The organism is Actinoplanes sp. NPDC051343, from assembly GCF_044455125.1.
Classification (GTDB): Bacteria; Actinomycetota; Actinomycetes; order Mycobacteriales; family Micromonosporaceae; genus Actinoplanes.
In genome coordinates, this window is the sequence record NZ_JBITEL010000003.1 from 309,170 (window position 1) to 325,441 (window position 16,272).

Annotated in this window: 12 protein-coding genes; 8 read left to right on the forward strand and 4 right to left on the reverse strand. The window is 70.6% G+C overall.

The window, feature by feature from the left end; genetic code table 11:
* Window positions 1-11: 11 nt before the first annotated feature.
* The 5 genes from ACIA5C_RS12015 to ACIA5C_RS12035 all read left to right on the forward strand — a co-directional run bounded on the left by ACIA5C_RS12015 (window position 12) and on the right by ACIA5C_RS12035 (window position 7,071).
* Window positions 12-1,262 carry an FAD-binding protein gene (locus ACIA5C_RS12015; RefSeq protein WP_396053543.1) on the forward strand — a complete coding sequence of 417 codons (1,251 nt, stop codon included), beginning with the start codon at window positions 12-14 and terminating at the stop codon, window positions 1,260-1,262.
* Between the two features lie 64 nt (window positions 1,263-1,326).
* A complete protein-coding gene (gene ftsH, locus ACIA5C_RS12020; protein WP_396053545.1) occupies window positions 1,327-3,384 on the forward strand; it encodes an ATP-dependent zinc metalloprotease FtsH in 2,058 nt (685 codons plus the stop codon).
* 785 nt (window positions 3,385-4,169) lie between these two features.
* Complete coding sequence (locus ACIA5C_RS12025) at window positions 4,170-5,525, forward strand: serine/threonine-protein kinase (protein WP_396053547.1); 1,356 nt, start codon at window positions 4,170-4,172, stop codon at window positions 5,523-5,525.
* Between the two features lie 377 nt (window positions 5,526-5,902).
* The gene (locus tag ACIA5C_RS12030) at window positions 5,903-6,052 is read left to right on the forward strand and encodes a hypothetical protein (protein WP_396053549.1); all 150 of its coding nucleotides are present in this window, start codon (window positions 5,903-5,905) and stop codon (window positions 6,050-6,052) included.
* Between the two features lie 29 nt (window positions 6,053-6,081).
* Complete coding sequence (locus ACIA5C_RS12035; protein ID WP_396053551.1) at window positions 6,082-7,071, forward strand: polysaccharide deacetylase family protein; 990 nt, start codon at window positions 6,082-6,084, stop codon at window positions 7,069-7,071.
* A gap of 58 nt (window positions 7,072-7,129) precedes the next feature.
* Here ACIA5C_RS12035 and ACIA5C_RS12040 read toward each other — a convergent pair whose 3' ends face one another.
* Entirely contained in the window at window positions 7,130-7,570 is a 441-nt protein-coding gene (locus ACIA5C_RS12040) for a GNAT family N-acetyltransferase (protein ID WP_396053553.1), read from the reverse strand.
* A 136-nt stretch (window positions 7,571-7,706) separates the two neighbouring features.
* On the opposite strand from ACIA5C_RS12040, the gene ACIA5C_RS12045 reads away from it, so the two are divergent.
* Complete coding sequence (locus ACIA5C_RS12045; protein ID WP_396053555.1) at window positions 7,707-8,831, forward strand: cellulose binding domain-containing protein; 1,125 nt, start codon at window positions 7,707-7,709, stop codon at window positions 8,829-8,831.
* Here ACIA5C_RS12045 and ACIA5C_RS12050 read toward each other — a convergent pair.
* Together ACIA5C_RS12050 and ACIA5C_RS12055 are read right to left on the reverse strand one after the other, a co-directional pair.
* Entirely contained in the window at window positions 8,828-9,949 is a 1,122-nt protein-coding gene (locus ACIA5C_RS12050) for a helix-turn-helix domain-containing protein (protein WP_396053557.1), read from the reverse strand. The genes ACIA5C_RS12045 and ACIA5C_RS12050 overlap by 4 nt on opposite strands.
* 101 nt (window positions 9,950-10,050) lie before the next feature.
* Window positions 10,051-12,246 carry an MMPL family transporter gene (locus ACIA5C_RS12055; protein ID WP_396053559.1) on the reverse strand — a complete coding sequence of 732 codons (2,196 nt, stop codon included), beginning with the start codon at window positions 12,244-12,246 and terminating at the stop codon, window positions 10,051-10,053.
* Window positions 12,247-12,677: 431 nt separating this feature from the next.
* Between ACIA5C_RS12055 and ACIA5C_RS12060 the strand changes: the two genes are divergently transcribed.
* Window positions 12,678-13,232: a TetR/AcrR family transcriptional regulator gene (locus ACIA5C_RS12060; RefSeq protein WP_396053561.1), complete on the forward strand. Its 555-nt coding sequence runs from the start codon at window positions 12,678-12,680 to the stop codon at window positions 13,230-13,232.
* 13 nt (window positions 13,233-13,245) lie between these two features.
* Entirely contained in the window at window positions 13,246-15,426 is a 2,181-nt protein-coding gene (locus ACIA5C_RS12065) for an MMPL family transporter (RefSeq protein ID WP_396053563.1), read from the forward strand.
* A 188-nt stretch (window positions 15,427-15,614) separates the two neighbouring features.
* Here the strand turns inward: ACIA5C_RS12065 and ACIA5C_RS12070 are convergent, their stop codons facing one another.
* Window positions 15,615-16,139 (reverse strand): GNAT family N-acetyltransferase, encoded by a 525-nt coding sequence (locus tag ACIA5C_RS12070; protein ID WP_396053565.1) that lies wholly within the window; start codon window positions 16,137-16,139, stop codon window positions 15,615-15,617.
* Window positions 16,140-16,272 lie beyond the last annotated feature (133 nt).

Consider the following 16,272-nt stretch of genomic DNA (forward strand, 5'->3'; position numbering starts at 1 on the left):
TGGGAGCAGGGTTGACTGACCGGGTTAGCAATTGGGCGGGAAATGTCGTCTTTGGGGCGAAGCGGGTGCACCGGCCGACGTCGGTCGACGAGGTCCGGCGGCTGGTGTCGGCCGGTGGTCCTCTCCGGGTGCTCGGCAGTGGGCACTCGTTCAACCGGATGGCCGACACCACCGGTGACCTGATTCTTTTGTCGTCCCTGCCCCGCCTGGTCTCGGTGAGCGCCGACCGGACCTCCGTCCGGATCGACGGTGGCATCCGCTACGGCGAGCTGGCGCCGCTGCTCCAGGCGCAGGGGCTGGCCCTGCACAACACCGCCTCGCTGCCGCACATCTCGGTCGCCGGAGCGATCGCTACCGCCACGCACGGGTCCGGTGTCCTCAACGCCAACCTGGCTACCGCGGTGTCGTCGCTCGAGCTGATCACCGGGGACGGTTCGCTGGTGACGCTCGACCGCGAAAATCCGGACTTTCCGGGGGCGGTGGTGCATCTCGGGGCGCTCGGAGTGATCACCGCGCTGACCCTCGACGTCGTGCCGACCTTCGACATCCGGCAGTACGTCTACGACGACGTGCCGCGCTCCTCCATCGCGTCGTCGCTGCCCGAGATGCTCGCCGACGGCTACAGCGTCAGCCTCTTCACCGACTGGACCGGCCTCGACGCCAACATGGCCTGGCTCAAACGGCGGGCCGACGACCCGATGAGCGGCGACTGGTTCGGTGCGCACCCGGCGGACGGGCCGCGACACCCGGTGCCCGGCATGCCGGCCGAGAACAGCACCGAGCAGCACGGGGTGCCCGGACCCTGGCACGCGCGACTGCCGCACTTCCGCATGGAGTTCACGCCATCCAGCGGCGAGGAACTGCAGTCCGAATATCACGTGGCCCGCTCCGACGCGCTTGCCGCGATCGACGCGGTCGCGGCGATCCGTTCTGAGGTCGCCCCGGTTCTGCAGGTCTGCGAGATCCGGTCGATCGCCGCCGACGAGCTGTGGCTGAGCCCCAACTACCGGCGCGACAGCGTGGCATTGCACTTCACCTGGATCGCGGACACCGACGCGGTGCTCCCGGTGCTCGGGGCGATCGAGGTGCAGCTCGCTCCGCTCGCTGCCCGGCCACATTGGGGCAAGGTCTTCACGACGGCTCCGGCCACTTTGCGTACGCTGTTCCCGCGCCTTTCCGACTTCTCTTCACTGGTCGCCAGATACGACCCGGCCGGCGTCTTCCGCAACGAGTGGCTCGACTCGGTCCTGAGCTCCCGCTGAGGGCGTGCCTGGACTCACGTCCCACGGGACCAGTTTTGTCACCCAGGAGGAGTAACTTTCCTCCATGCCCGCCGATGCGCCGCAGAACAATTCCAGCCGGTCTCCCGACCGCCCCGCCGGCCCGCCACCCTGGCGGGTCGAGGGGGCGCCGCCCGGCCACGGTTCCGACAGCCCGAAGAAGCCGCGACCGGCCTGGATGCGCTTCGGCTGGATGCTCGTGGTGCTCCTCGCGCTCAACTGGATCATCTCGTCGTTCCTGCTTGCGCCGCCGGCCCGCACCGCGGTGTCCTACACGTTCTTCACCACCCAGGTGACGGCCAACAACGTCTCCGAGATCACCTCGACCGGCGACACCATCGAGGGCACGTTCCGCAAAAAGACGTCCTACACGCCGAGCGGTGAGACCAAGGCGGAAGACGTCGACCGGTTCAAGACCCAGCGGCCGTCGTTCGCCGACGACCGGCTCTTCGCCGCGCTGCAGGGCAACAACGTGCCGGTCAACGCCAACCCGCCCGACGCGCCGGCCCCGATCTGGCAGCAGCTGCTGGTCGGCTTCGGCCCCACGATCCTGCTGGTCGGCCTGCTGGTGTGGGTCAGCCGGCGGATGGCCGCCGGGCTCGGCGGCGGGGGTGGACTGGGCGGCTTCGGCCGGTCCCGGGCCAAGCTCTACCAACCCGAGTCGGGTCCACGCACCACGTTCGCCGACGTGGCCGGCATCGAAGAAGTCGAACAGGAGGTCACCGAGATCGTCGACTTCCTGCGCGAGCCGGAAAAATACCGCAAGCTCGGCGCGCAGATCCCGCACGGCGTGCTGCTCTCCGGCCCGCCCGGCACCGGCAAGACGCTGCTCGCCCGCGCGGTGGCCGGCGAGGCCCAGGTGCCGTTCTTCTCGATCTCGGCCTCCGAGTTCATCGAGATGATCGTCGGCGTCGGCGCCTCCCGCGTCCGCGACCTGTTCGACACCGCCAAAAAGGTCGCCCCGTCGATCATCTTCATCGACGAGCTCGATGCGATCGGCCGCGCTCGCGGCGGCGCCCAGTCGCTCGGCGGCAACGACGAGCGCGAGCAGACGCTCAACCAGATCCTGACCGAGATGGACGGCTTCACCGGCGCCGAGGGCGTGGTCGTGCTGGCCGCGACCAACCGGGCCGAGATCCTCGACGCGGCGCTGCTGCGGCCGGGCCGCTTCGACCGCCGCGTCACGGTCAGCCCGCCCGACCTGGTCGGCCGGCGCAAAATCCTCGAGGTGCACACCCGCGGGGTCCCGGTCGCGCCCGGCGTGCGCCTGCAAGACCTCGCCTCGGCCACGCCCGGCATGGTCGGCGCCGACCTCAAAAACCTGGTCAATGAGGCCGCCCTGCTGGCCGCCCGGCGCGGGCACACCCAGGTCGAGACCCCCGACTTCACCGACGCCCTCGAAAAGATCATGCTGGGCACGGTCCGCGGCATCATGCTGACCCCGGACGAGAAGGAGCGCACCGCGTTCCACGAGTCCGGCCACGCCCTGCTCGGCATGCTCACCCCGGGCGCCGACCCGGTCCGCAAAATCTCGATCATCCCGCGCGGCCAGGCCCTGGGCGTCACGTTCCAGTCCCCGGCCACCGACCGCTACGGTTACTCGGCAAAATACCTGCGCGGGCGCATCATCGGTGCCCTGGGCGGCCGGGCAGCCGAAGAGGTCGTCTTCGGCGACATGACCACCGGCGCCGAAAGCGACCTCGACCAGGTCAGCAACATCGCCCGCCAGATGGTCGGCCGCTGGGGCATGTCCGAGGCGATCGGGCCGGTCACCGTCCTGCCCCCGCCGGGCCAGGAGTCTCCACTCGGCCTCGACGGCGTAGCCCCCGCGACGAAGGAACTGATCGACGCCGAGGTCCGCAAAATCGTCGACTCGTGCTACGCGGAGGCGCTGGAACTGCTCGGCTCCCACCGGCCCCAGCTCAACCAGCTGGCACACCGCCTACTCGAATCCGAAACCCTCGACGAGGACGACGCCTACGCCGCCGCAGGCATCGACCGCGAAACCGCCCCGGGCGCCGTAGCCCGCGGCGAAACCCCAGGCCACAACCCGGCGCCGGGCTTACCGGTCGCCCCGGTAGCCGGCCAGTCGACGCCTTCCTGACGGTTGGTGGGCGAGGCTTTCTTACGCTGAGACGGGATCGGGCCCGAGAACGAGGTAGAGCGTCTAGCTCGTTCCCGGGCCCATCCGTTGCACAGTCTCGACCCGCTCTGCGCTCTCAGTTCCGCGCCGCCTCGCGCGTTCCCGGCTTGGCGGTCCATTGACGGGCCCGGCTGCCGTCCCTTTGGGTCGCGGGACGCCTGTTCTCCCAGTCGGGCGGGCGAGCTGAACCGGGCCGGTCGCGCTTGCCTCCCGAGTCGGTGGGCAATCTTCCTGCACTGCTGCCCGGTGGGCGGCCTTCGGGCAAGGCCCGACCGGCATCCATAGTCGGCAGGGGATGCCTTCGGTTGGGCTTGGCAGCCTTCCTCACCGCAGGCGGGGCGATGGCTTCGGCGGCTCGGCATGGCGTGGGGTGGGCGGCACCCTTGCATCGCTGGGCCACGACCCGAGGTCACGCGCCGCCGGTTCGGCCCTCTCCAACCGCGAGGGCGGCGATGGCGCGCAATCCATGAGCCCAATCCGGGCCAGGCTTCCGCCGCGCCGCGCCGCAACGCCCCCGGCTCCGGCCGGCCTCGAATCCCCGCCCCTTCGAGCCTTCGAGCCTTAGGCGGCTTTGTCCGGGCCGGGCGAGCCCGACTTCTGGCGTGGGGCGGATGGTGTCTTTTGGAGTGGTTCGGGAGGCTGAGCTGCGGCTTGGTGGCCTTGAGGTGGGGCGCAGCGGAGGTTCTAAGCTGTCCGGCGTGACGCTGGGGGCTGGGGTTAGGCTCGGCGGCCGATATCGCCTTGACGTGCGGATCGGCGCTGGGGGCATGGGCGAGGTCTGGCGGGGGACCGACGAGGTGCTCGGGCGTACGGTCGCGGTCAAGGTGATGCTGCCCGGCGTCGCCGGGGACCCCGGGTTTGCGCAGCGGTTCCTGTCCGAGGCGACCGCGATGGCGCGGGTCAACCATCCGGCGGTGGCGTCCATTCACGACTACGGGACCGACGCCGGGGTGACCTACCTGGTGATGGAGTTCGTGGACGGTGAGTCTCTCGCGGGGCTGCTGGGCCGGGTGGGGCGGCTCGGTGCGGCCGACACCATGCGGGTGATTGCGCAGGCGGCCGAAGGGCTGCAGGCGGTGCATGCGGCGGGGCTTGTGCACCGGGACGTCAAACCGGCCAATCTGCTGATTCGCCGGGACGGGCAGGTTGTGGTCACCGACTTCGGCATTTCGCGGCATGCGGACGCGGGCCGGCTCACCGTGTCCGGGGCGATCATCGGTACGCCCAGCTATCTTTCGCCCGAGCAGGTTCTCGGGCAGCCGGTCGGGCCGCTCACCGACGTGTACGCGCTCGGTCTCACCGCGTACGAATGCCTCGCCGGGCGGAGGCCTTTCCAGGCGGACAACCCGTACGCTGTGGCGATTCTGCGCGTGCAGCAGGCGCCGGCGTCGTTCGGGATGCCGCTGCCGGCTGCGGTCCTGGCCGTCGTCGACCGGGCGCTGGCCGTCGACCCGGGGCAGCGCTGGCCGTCCGCGGCTGCCCTGGCCGACGCTGCCCGCACGGCCGGCTCCGGAAACGTCCCGCCGCAGGCGGTGCCGGGCAGCCAAGGAGGGCCGGCCAGGGGTGGTGGCAAGTCGCGGAGCCGCGTCGGGGCTGCGGTCGCCGTGCTGCTGGTCGGTGCCGGGATCGCGGTTTGGGGCGTGACCCGCGGCGGTGGCTCCAGGGTCGGCGGGAGCCGCCCCGGGGCGGCCGTCAGCATCCCGGCGGAGGCCGCCGTTCCGGCCGGGTTCAGGGTCTGCGGTGCCGAACTCTGCCCGACCGAGGAGATGTGCTGGGGCGGCATCACGTTGCTCGCCGGCCGGGAGGTTCCGCCGAGGCGTCTCGACTGCAAGGTCGAGCACTACATGCAGACCTTCGCCGCGATCCCGCTGCCCGGCGACGTCAACCTGTTCGACGTCGATCTCGACGGCCTGATGAAGCGGCCGGACGTCAAGCGGGCCTGCACGCGCGAGCTCATGCAGGAGCGCAGCAAGGATCAGAACCGGACCAAGGGCTGGACGATCAACGCCTGGCCGATTCCGGTCTCCGCGGGCGGCAGCACCTACTTCCTGCATTGCGTCGCCGGGTTCAAGGTGATGACGGGGTCCGTGTTCGGAGGTTGAGCAGGGCTTCTCAGGGTGACCGCCGGGTGAGGCGGCACCTGCGGGACACGCTGCAGTTCAACGCCGGCCTGAACTTTCGGAGTTAGGCGGCCCGGTCCGGGGTGGCGTTGCCGCGGCCTCCCGGATGTCGTCGCGCCGACCTCGATGAACGGCGAAACCATCGTCGAAACTCTCGGAAACATGTTGGACCTTGCGGTCCGCCGGGAGGCGCTCAAACGATGTCGTGATGTACCTGTGCAGGTGATATCACCGCCATCTCGCTCCGAAAGTTGCTGTTGACAACGCATGGACAGCCGTCGAATACTGGCGCCGATCGGCAGCCATCCACTGGTGTCGATCCGGGTCACCACCGAGGCCCGCACGAGAAGGAGCACCACATGACCGACGTCCACGCACCCCCGACAAAACGCCGGCTGCGGCTCGGCACCGCCGAGACCGCGACGGCGACCTGGCCGAGTGCCCAGGTGATGACCGCGAAGCCGAACGGCAGCACCACGTGGCCCACCGTGTCCTGTTCGGCGAGCTGATGGCGTACATCAAAAGAAGGGAAAGCACGATGCGCAAGCGAATCCTGATCGCCGCGGTAGCCTTGGCCGCCGCCAGCGTGCTCGCTGTCCTGGAAACGCCGGCCCACGCGGCGACCTGCAACGGCTATGTCGGCATCACGTTCGACGACGGACCCTCCAATGACCACACTCCGGCGCTGCTGAACGCATTGAAGCAGAACGGTATCCGGGCGACCGTCTTCAACGAGGGACAATATGCGGCCGCCTATCCGGCCCAGGTCGCGGCCGAGAAGGCCGCCGGCATGTGGATCGGCAACCACAGCTACACGCACCCGCACCTGATCCAGGAGAGCCAGGCCCAGATCGACTCCGAGGTCTCGCGCACCCAGCAGGCGATCGCCAACGCCGGGGGCGGCACGCCGCAGCTGTTCCGTCCGCCCTACGGCGAGACCAACGGGACGCTGCAGTCGGTCGAGCAGAAGTACGGCCTCACCCAGGTCATCTGGGATGTCGATTCGCAGGACTGGAACGGCGCCAGCGTCGACGCGATCGTCGCCGCGAACGCCCGGCTCACCAACGGCCAGGTCATCCTGATGCACGAGTGGCCGGCCAACACGCTGGCCGCGATCCCGCGCATCGTGCAGGGGCTGAACAGCCGGGGTCTCTGCGCCGGCATGATCTCGCCGCAGACCGGCCGCGCGGTCGCTCCCGACGGGAGCAGCGGCGGTGGCGGTGGCGGTGGCGGCGGCGGTGGCGGCGGCGGGGGCGGCAGCAGCAGCTGCACCGCGACCCTGTCGGCCGGGCAGTCGTGGAGCGACCGCTACAACCTGAACGTGGCGGTGAGTGGCGGAAGCAACTGGACCGTGACGATGAACATCCCCTCCCCGGAGAAGGTCATCGCGACCTGGAACACGACGGCAAGCTGGTCGAGTGCGCAGGTGATGACCGCGAAGCCGAACGGCAGCGGCAACAACTTCGGCGTCACGATCCAGACCAACGGCAAGACCACCTGGCCGACGGTCTCCTGCAGCGCAACCTGATCCGACCGTCCGATGTGGCGCGGCGGCCTCCGGAGGCCGCCGCGCCACGCTTGCTTGATCAGGGGTCGCCCCTTTCCGTACGCGGTGACCAGCGCATCCGCGTCCGGATGCCGTCGTCGCGCACGTCCTGGAAGCCGAGGCGCCGATAGAGTGCGTGGGCGCGCGGGTTGACGGCGAGGACGTCCAGCTCGACCGGCCGGTCCCGCAGCAGTTCGCCGATGAGGTGGCTGCCGGCCCCGCGGCCCTGGTGCTCCGGCCGGATCTCGATGCGGCCGACGTAGACGTGCTCGGGTGTGTCCTCGACGATCAGCAGTCCGGCATCCTCGCCGTCGACCGTGACGATGCGGGTGCGCGACGGGTCGAAGCCGCGGTCGTGCAGCGCGCGCTGGTCGGCCTCCACCCAGCCCCAGACCGCCTCGATGTAGGCCTTCATGGCGGCGCGATGAACCAGGTAGCAGAAGTCGGCGTCGGCCGGGACAGCTGGACGGAGGCCGATCATAGGGCTTCCTTAAGTATTTGCGTCTATCGATGTAACTCTTGTTCGGCGGACAACGTCGTGTTTAGCATCTCCGCAAAACAACATTGACGTCGGTGAAATAACGAAGCCGTCGTCGAAGCGCTTCGATTGGATCGAGATGCGAAAGCGAACACTCGGCCTGTCCGTGGCCGTGGCGACAATGGTCGCGGCCGGAGCGGGCGTGGTGACGGCCCTGCCGGCGTCCGCGCTCAGCGGCTGCACGGTCGACTATGCGATCAGCAGCAGCTGGCCCGGCGGCTTCGGGGCCAACGTGACGATCAAGAACCTGGGGGACGCGGTCGGCTCGTGGACGCTGACCTGGTCGTACGGTGCGGGCCAGCAGATCACCCAGGCCTGGAACGCGACCGTGACCCAGAGCGGCTCGCAGGTCACGGCCAAGAGCGCCGGCTACAACGGTTCAGTGCCGACCAACGGGACGGCGTCGTTCGGGTTCAACGGCTCGTGGAACGGCAGCAACCCGGTGCCGGCCGCGTTCAGCCTCAACGGCGTGGCCTGCACGGGAAGCACGACCGGCCCGACCACCGGCCCGACCACCGGCCCGACCACCCCGCCGCCGACCCAGACCAGCGGCGTCCCCAGCGACGCGGCCTGGGTGGGCACCGGCCAGTGGGACTCGTGGACCAACAACGGCTACACGCTCAACAACGACGTCTGGGGCGGCGGGGCCGGCCCGCAGACGATCTGGGCGCGTACCGGCTCCAACTGGGGTGTCGTCGCCGACCATCCGCGCACGAGCGGCGTGAAGTCGTACCCGCACAGCGGCAAGACACTCAACCGCCAACTGAGCTCGCTGTCCGCCGTGAGCAGCTCGTTCAACGTGTCGGTTCCGGCCGACGGCGACTACGAGACGGCGTACGACATCTGGGCCAACAGCAACGCCTACGAGGTCATGATCTGGGCCAACCAGCACGGCGCGGTCGGGCCGATCGCCGAATCGTACGACTCGAACGGCGCCGTACCGACCGCCCGCAACGTCTCCGTGGGCGGCAGCACGTTCAACGTCTACCGGGGCTCGAACGGCGCCAACGCGGTCTACTCCTTCGTCCGTACCAGCACCACGAACGCGGCGACCGTCGACGTGCTGGCCGTCCTCAACTGGCTGCGCACGCAGGGCTGGTGGGCCGACGTCACGATCGGCGACGTCCAATTCGGCTTCGAGCTGAGCGGCACCGCCGGCCAGTCGAGCTTCACGAGCAACAACTTCACGCTCTCCTACAGCTAGCTGCGGGACCAGGTCCGCAGGGCCCACCACCAGCGGATCGTCTCGGTCACCGGGGTGCCGCCCGCGTCGTTGAAGCCGGTCAGTTCGTGCAGGCGGCGCAGGCGGTACCGGACCGTGTTGGGGTGCAGGTGCAACGCGGTCGCGGTGCGGTCGAGCCGCTGCCCGCGGTCGAGGAAGGCCAGCGCGGTCGAGACCAGGTCGCGGTGGAAGGGGTCGGCCGGGTCGAGGTCGGCGAGCAGGTCCTGGCTGAGGAAGCCGGCCAGCAGCGGCTGGGCGGCGAGCGCGGTCTCCCCGGCCAGGTCGGTCACGCTGCGGACTCCGGCGGCTCCGCCGGCCAGGCCGGCGGTCAGGGCGGTCACCCCGAGACGGTACGCGTCGGGCGCCTGCGAGAGGCGTACGGCCGGAGTGGTCACCACCAGCACCCCCGGCTCCTCCCGCGTCGTCGGGGGCAGGCGCGGCGTGAGCCCGCTGAGCCGGCCGGCCACCGGAGCGAGGACGCCACCGCACCGCGCGTACGTCTGCTCCATGGCCCGGACCCGGCCGGGGTCGGCGGCGTCGGAGACCACGCAGTGATAGCGGCCCGACCCGGTGAGCCCGAGGGTCGCCGGGTCGATCGCCGGCCCTTCCTCGTCGAGCAGCAGGTGGCGCAGCACCTGGATGCGGTCGGCCCGGCCGTCGTGGTCGAGGTCGCGCTCGGCCGCCCGGTAGCCGTCGATCACGTGGTGTTCGAGCGCGGTGCCGAACCGGTCGAGTTTGAGCAGGGCCTGAAGGAGCACGTCGTACGGGATGCCGGCGGCCCGCCCGCGGTTGATGGCGATCTCGAGGATGCGGCTGCGCCCGGCGTGCACCCCGGAGAGCAGCCCACCGACCGGCACGCCGAGGGCGGCCCGTTCGGCGCCGAAGCGGAAGGCCGACGTGAAGTCGAGGTCGTCGGCCGAGTCGTGGGAGAACGCGGCGAACCCGGCCGCCATCAGCGCGGCCACGTGCCGGCGGCTCTCCGCCCAGGGCAGGCGGGCGACCTCGGGGAAGTCGGCCCGGGCCGCTCCCACGACGTCATCGATCAGCTGCTGGTCCTCGGCGAGGTCGCGGACCAGAGCGTCGAGCGCATCGGTGGCCATCTCGATAACCGATCGACAGGGGTCTTTGAAGGCCCTGATGTTACCGCTAGGTAAAACCCCCGGCCGCGGGGCAGCGGCCGGGGGGTCTCGGTACCGGACGGTCAGGGAGCCCCGACCAGTTCGGGCATCTCGGGGGCGGTGTCCTCCGGCGCGGCGACGTGCTTGCCGGAGGTGGGCCGCATGAACTTCGGTGCCCACCAGTTGGCCTTGCCGAGCAGGATCATCAGGGACGGCAGCACGACCGCCCGGATGATCGTGGCGTCGAGCAGGATCGCCGTCGCCAGGCCGACGCCCAGCTGCTTGAAGTCGATCGTGCTCAGCGTCGCGAAGATCGAGAACACGCCGACCATCACGATGGCGGCACTGCTGACCACGCCGGCCGAGCCGCTGATGCCCTGGGCGACCGCCTCGCGGGTCGGCACGCCGCGCTGGACCGCCTCGCGGATCCGGCTCACCACGAACACGTGGTAGTCCATCGACAGGCCGAACAGGACCACGAAGAGGAACAGCGGCAGCCAGCTGACGATCGCGTCCATCGAGGTGAACCCGAACGTTCTCGGCGCCCAGTCGCGCTGGAAGATCAGCACGAGCAGGCCGTAGGCGGCACCGGCCGAGAGCAGGTTGAGCACGATCGCGGTCCCGGCCACGACCAGCGAGCGGAACGTCCACGCCATCACCAGGAACGTCAGCACCAGGACGAATCCCGCCACGATCGGCAGGATGTGCCAGACGTGCTCGGCGTAGTCGACGTTGGAGGCGATGTCGCCGCCCACGGCGTACTCGGCGCCGGAGATGCCGCCGAGGTCGGCCGGCACCAAATTCTGCCGGAGGTGGTCGAGGGACTGCCGGGCCTGGTCGCTGCGGCCGGAGAACGGTGTGGCGACGGTCAGCGTCGAGACGGTCCGGTCGGGCGAGACCTTGATCTCGGGGCCGGTCGCCTCCAGCTTGGCGAACAGCGGGTCCTTCTGGGTGTCGCCGGCCAGCTTGGTCAGCGCGGCCCTGACCTGTCCGGCCTGGGCGGCCGGGGCCTGCACCGCGATCACGTGGGTGGTGCCGTTGCTGGGGAACGCCGCGGACAACCGGTCGTACGCCTGCATGACCGGCGTAGTGCGTGGCAGGTCCTCGGTGCCGACGAACTTCAGCTTCATGCCGAGCGCCGGGGCCGCCACCGCGAGCAGGGCGAGCACGCTGACCAGCAGCGTGGCGAGCGGCCAGCGCAGCGCCGGGGTCAGCAGCCGGCGCCAGACGCGACTGCCCTCGGGGGCGCCGATGTTCCGGCTGGTCAGGCGCCAGAGGAACGGCACGCGGGGCCGGTCGACCCAGCGGCCCAGCTTGGCCAGCAGCGCCGGGAGGACGGACAGCGAACCGAGCACCGCCACCGCGACGACCAGGATCGAGCCGACCGCCAGCGAGGAGAACGTGGAGTCGCCGGCCAGGAACAGGCCGGACATCGCGATGACGACCGCGGTGCCGGAGACGACCACGGCGTGGCCGGAGGTGGCGGCGGCGATCTCGACCGCGTCGACGTGCCCCCGCCCGCGGGCCCGTTCCTCGCGTTCCCGTCGTACATAGAAGAGCGAGTAGTCGACGCCGACCGCCATGCCGATCAGCAGGATCACGCTGCTGGTCACATCACCCATCGGCACCAGGTGTGAGGCCAGTGTGGAGAGACCTATCGCGGCGGCCACCGAGGAGAGCGCCAGCAGCACCGGGACGCCGGCCGCGATCAGCGCGCCGAAGGCGAGGATCAGGATGACCAGGGTCACCGGGAGGCTGAGGACCTCGGCCCGCTGGAAGTCCTTGCCGATGGTGTCGTCGAGGGCCTTGTTGATCGACGGGCCGCCGACCTCCTCGACCCGCAGCTCAGGGTGCGCGCTCTGGACCTCGGCAGTGGCCGCGAGCAGCGGCTGGATGCGGTCGGAGGCGGTGTCCGGGTCGCCGCTCATCGTGATCGGCACGAGCAGCGCCGAGCCGTCCTGGGCGGGCACCGGCTTCTCGACCTTCTCGACGCCGGTCACCGTCTTGAACTTCGCGGCGACGTCCGCGGCGACCTTCGACGCCGCGGTCTGGTCGAGTGCGCCCGACCGGGCCGTGATCAGGACGTTGTCTACCGCCGGCGCGTCGCCGAACTTGCCGTGGTCGATCATCACGTAGGCGCGGCCGGACTCGCCGATCGCGTCGTCCTCCGGGGTCGACTTGTTCGTGCCGGCCGCATTGCCCCCCACGAAACAGACGGCCACGAAAACTATCCAGAGCGCGATCGCGCGCCACGGGTGTTCGGCGCTCCACCGCGCCATGCGTACCGTTACCGGTCGCCTGCCCATTCCGGCCCCCTATGCGTCATGCACCTTTGTCGTAGCTGAACCTAGGCAGGGCATGAGCTGGGAACATCCGGGCTCGACCCGCAGCGGACCCGTATGTTGCACCCCAGGGTTTCCCCCGATACGACGGAAATCCACAGCGGACGGTTACCGTTCGTCGGACAGTTGACCGGGGCATATCGCTGCCGCTCAGGGCTTTCTAATGTCCCGGCCATGCCACCTCTTGCCCAAGCCCTGATCGCGATCGGGGCGGCCGCCCCGATCGCCTCTTCCGCCGCTCTGGCCGCGCCGATATCCCGGCCCTGGGTGCCGGGTCCCCCTCGGTTCTGAATCATGGGCACGGTGTGGGGACCGCCACGGTCGGTGTATAGGACCAACTTGGTCCGTAACCGACTACTCTGGTCCGCATGCCGCGCCCGAGCCGCCAGCAGATCGACGACGAGATCCTCGAGACCGCCGCGTCGCTCTTCGCGCGGCACGGGTTCAAGCAGACGTCGGTGCAGCGCATCGCCGACGCCGTCGGCTACTCCAAGACCGGCCTCCTGCACCGTTACCCCACCAAGGAGGCCCTCCAGGCGGCGGTCATCGACCGCTCCGTCGACGAGTTGCGGGCGATCACCGCAGTGGTCGCCGACCTGCCGCCCGGCCCCGATCGCGACCGCGCCGCCCTCAACGGCGTGGCCCACCTCGCGATGCGCCGGCCCGGCTCGGTGCGCCTGCTGCTCTCCGGCCTGCTCGGCGAGAAGGACGACGACATGGGCCAGACGCTCAAGGAGGTGGGCGCGGGGGTCTTCGAGGCCTTCGCGGTCGACCCCTCGGCCGACCCGGCCCGGGCCCTGCGGGTGATCGGCGCGCTCGGTGCGCTGGCGATCGCCCGCATAGCCCTGCTCGAAGGCGGTTTCGAAGGCGAGGCCGAGCTGGTCGGCATCGCCTTCGACGCGCTCGGACACCCCACCCACTAGCAAGGGATCCCTCATGGCAACACTCCTCTACCGCCTCGGCATGGGCTCCGCCCGGCATCGAGTCGTGGTCATCGTGGCCTGGCTGGTCGCGCTGGCCGCGGTCGCGGTGGGCGCCGCTACGCTGTCCGGCAAGACGGTCAGCACGTTCAAGATCCCGGGCCAGGAGTCCACGATCGCGCTGGACCTGATGACCAAGAAGTTCGGCTCCGCCTCGGCCGGCGGCTCGGCCCAGGTGGTCCTCGAGGCCCCGGCCGGTGGCAAGATCACCGACCCGGCCAACGCGGGCAAGGTCGCCCAGGTGGTCGCCGAGCTGGGCAAGCTGCCCGGCGCGGCCAACGTCAGCAACCCGCTCGATCCGAAGGCCCCGGCGGTGTCGCCGGACCAGACCACGGCGTACAGCACGGTCACCTATGCCGTGCCGGCCTCCGAACTGACGAAACCGCAGCGCGAAGCGCTGCTCGACTCGGTCGGCCAGGCGCGATCGACCGGCCTGGGTGCTGAGGTACGCGGTGACGCGACGCAGAACCCGGCCGACATCGGCGGCGCGTCCGAGGGCATCGGTGTCGTCGTCGCGCTGATCGTGCTCGCGGTGACCTACGGCTCGCTGATCGCGGCCGGCATGAACCTGCTGACCGCCGCGGTCGGGGTGGCCATCGGCGCGCTCGGCATCACCACGCTGACCGGCTTCGTCCAGCTGCAGTCGACGACCTCGATCCTGGCGGTGATGCTGGGCCTGGCGGTCGGCATCGACTACGCGCTGTTCATCGTCACGAGATTCCGGCAGGAGTTGCGGCGCGGACTCCCGGTGCGGGAGGCCGCCGCGACGGCGGTCGGCACGGCCGGGTCGGCCGTGGTCACCGCCGGGCTGACCGTCGTGATCGCGCTGGCCGGCCTGGTGGTGGCGGGCATTCCGTTCCTCACCGAGATGGGCCTGGCCGCCGCCGCGACGATCATCATCGCGGTGCTGGTGGCGATCACCCTGGTACCGGCCATGCTGTCGGTGATCGGGCTCAAGGCGCTGCCGCGCCGCAAGCGCGACGTCACGGTCCGGACCGAGGACACCGGGCGCGGATTCATCGCGGGCTGGGCGCGTACGGTCTCCGGTCAGCGCTGGATCAGCCTGGTGATCGCGGTCGCCGCGCTCGGCGCCGTCGCGATCCCGGTCTTTTCGATGCGGACATCGCTGAGCCCGCGCGCGGCCGACGGCAGCACCCAGGCCAAGGCGGCCCAGATCATCAACCAGCGCTTCGGCCCGGGCGTCGCCGGCCCGCTGCTGGTGCTGGTCGACGGGCCGGACGCGGTGTCCTACGCGGGCACCGTGCAGAAGCAGGTCGCCGGCCTGCCCGACGTGGCCCTGGCCCTGCCGCCGCGGCCCGCGCAGAGCGGCGACGCCGCGCTGGTCACCCTGATCCCGAAGTCGGGCCCGGAGAGCCAGACGACCGTCGACCTGGTGCACGCGATCCGCGACCAGGTCGCCGACGGTCCGGGCGCCAAGGTGTACGTCACGGGCCAGACCGCGATCAGCATCGACGTCTCGCAGAAGCTCAGCCAGGCCCTCCCGGTCTATCTGGTGCTGGTGGTCGGGCTGGCGTTCGTGCTGCTCGTGCTGGTGTTCCGCTCGCTGCTCGTACCGGTGTTCGGCGTGCTCGGCTTCCTGCTCACCATCGGGGCGTCGCTCGGCGCGACCACCGCGGTGTTCCAGTGGGGCTGGCTGGCCAAGGCGCTCAACGTCGGCTCGACCGGCCCGCTGATGAGCCTCGCGCCGATCATCATCGTCGGCATCCTGTTCGGCCTGGCCATGGACTACCAGGTCTTCCTGGTGTCGCGCATGCACGAGGCGCACGCCCACGGTGCGTCCCCGCGGGACGCGATCGTGACCGGTTTCAAGCAGGCGGCCCCGGTCGTGGTCGCGGCGGCGACGATCATGTTCTCGGTCTTCGCGGGCTTCGTCCCGCAGGGCAACGACACGATCAAGCCGATCGCGTTCGCCCTGGCCATCGGCATCCTGTTCGACGCCGTGGTGGTCCGGATGATCGCGATCCCGGCGGCGCTGTCGCTGATCGGACGGGCGGCGTGGTGGCTGCCACGGTGGCTGCGGTGGCTGCCGGCGCTGGACGTCGAGGGTGCGGCGCTCGAGCGTGCGAACCGGGACTCGGCGGCGGCCGACCAGGTCGAGGTGCCGACGCCCGCCTGAGCCGGCGTTCCGGCCGGCCCCGCCCGCGATCGGGTGGGGCCGATCGGCGGCCGGTCGCGTCTACTGGGCCGGGCCGGGCGGGCGGGCCGATCGCGTCTACCGGGCCGGGCCGGGCGGGCGGGCCGATCGGCCGGTCGCGTCTACCGGGCCGGGCCGGCCGGGCGGGCGGGCCGGTCGGCCGGTCGCGTTTACCGGGCCGGGCGCTCGTAGAGGAGCTCCCGGCCGTCCTCGTCGTCCCACTGCTCGCCGACGTGAGCGAAGCCGAACCCGGCAATGGTCGCCAGCGAGGCGTGGTTCTCGGGGCTGATGCTCGCCCGGACCGTGACCACGGCCGGCTCGGCGGCGGCCCAGCGCAGCAACTCGGCCACCATCGCCCGGGCGTGGCCGCGCCTGCGATGGTCCGGGTCCGTGCTGTACCCGATCTCCACCATCCCGTCGTCGTCCGGCGGACCGTGGAAACCGGCGGCGCCGACCACCACCTCGTCGGGGACCGATACGGCCGCCCGGACGATCCAGTCGGCCGCCCGGGGATCGAGGGCGATCTGGTCGAGGCGCATCCGCCACAGCCAGGTGACGTCGTCGGAGAGGAACCAGTCCGAAAGCTGGACTCCGCAGACGGTGCGGGCGGCGGGCAGGTCCCCGGCGAGCAGGGCTTCCAGCGCTGGAGGCGGCAGGCGCACGAAACGTACGGCCGGCGTAGAAGTTTGCAGCATCGCGCAGATCATCCCATGGCCGGCGGCCGCGGCATCAAGCTCAGCGGCGCCAATCGCGTCATCGCGACCCACGGGTCACACCAGCCCCAGCAGGACAGCAATGAGTCCGATTTATCGGAAGTAACCGGGCCAA

What these genes read in the sequence shown, in the direction of transcription:
- ftsH (WP_396053545.1), top strand. Translation starts at nt 1,327, where the DNA reads ATGCCCGCCGATGCGCCGCAGAACAATTCCAGCCGGTCTCCCGACCGC.
- ACIA5C_RS12030 (WP_396053549.1), top strand. Translation starts at nt 5,903, where the DNA reads ATGACCGACGTCCACGCACCCCCGACAAAACGCCGGCTGCGGCTCGGC.
- ACIA5C_RS12035 (WP_396053551.1), top strand. Translation starts at nt 6,082, where the DNA reads ATGCGCAAGCGAATCCTGATCGCCGCGGTAGCCTTGGCCGCCGCCAGC.
- ACIA5C_RS12040 (WP_396053553.1), bottom strand. Translation starts at nt 7,570, where the DNA reads ATGATCGGCCTCCGTCCAGCTGTCCCGGCCGACGCCGACTTCTGCTAC.
- ACIA5C_RS12045 (WP_396053555.1), top strand. Translation starts at nt 7,707, where the DNA reads ATGCGAAAGCGAACACTCGGCCTGTCCGTGGCCGTGGCGACAATGGTC.
- ACIA5C_RS12050 (WP_396053557.1), bottom strand. Translation starts at nt 9,949, where the DNA reads ATGGCCACCGATGCGCTCGACGCTCTGGTCCGCGACCTCGCCGAGGAC.
- ACIA5C_RS12055 (WP_396053559.1), bottom strand. Translation starts at nt 12,246, where the DNA reads ATGGCGCGGTGGAGCGCCGAACACCCGTGGCGCGCGATCGCGCTCTGG.
- ACIA5C_RS12060 (WP_396053561.1), top strand. Translation starts at nt 12,678, where the DNA reads ATGCCGCGCCCGAGCCGCCAGCAGATCGACGACGAGATCCTCGAGACC.
- ACIA5C_RS12065 (WP_396053563.1), top strand. Translation starts at nt 13,246, where the DNA reads ATGGCAACACTCCTCTACCGCCTCGGCATGGGCTCCGCCCGGCATCGA.
- ACIA5C_RS12070 (WP_396053565.1), bottom strand. Translation starts at nt 16,139, where the DNA reads ATGCTGCAAACTTCTACGCCGGCCGTACGTTTCGTGCGCCTGCCGCCT.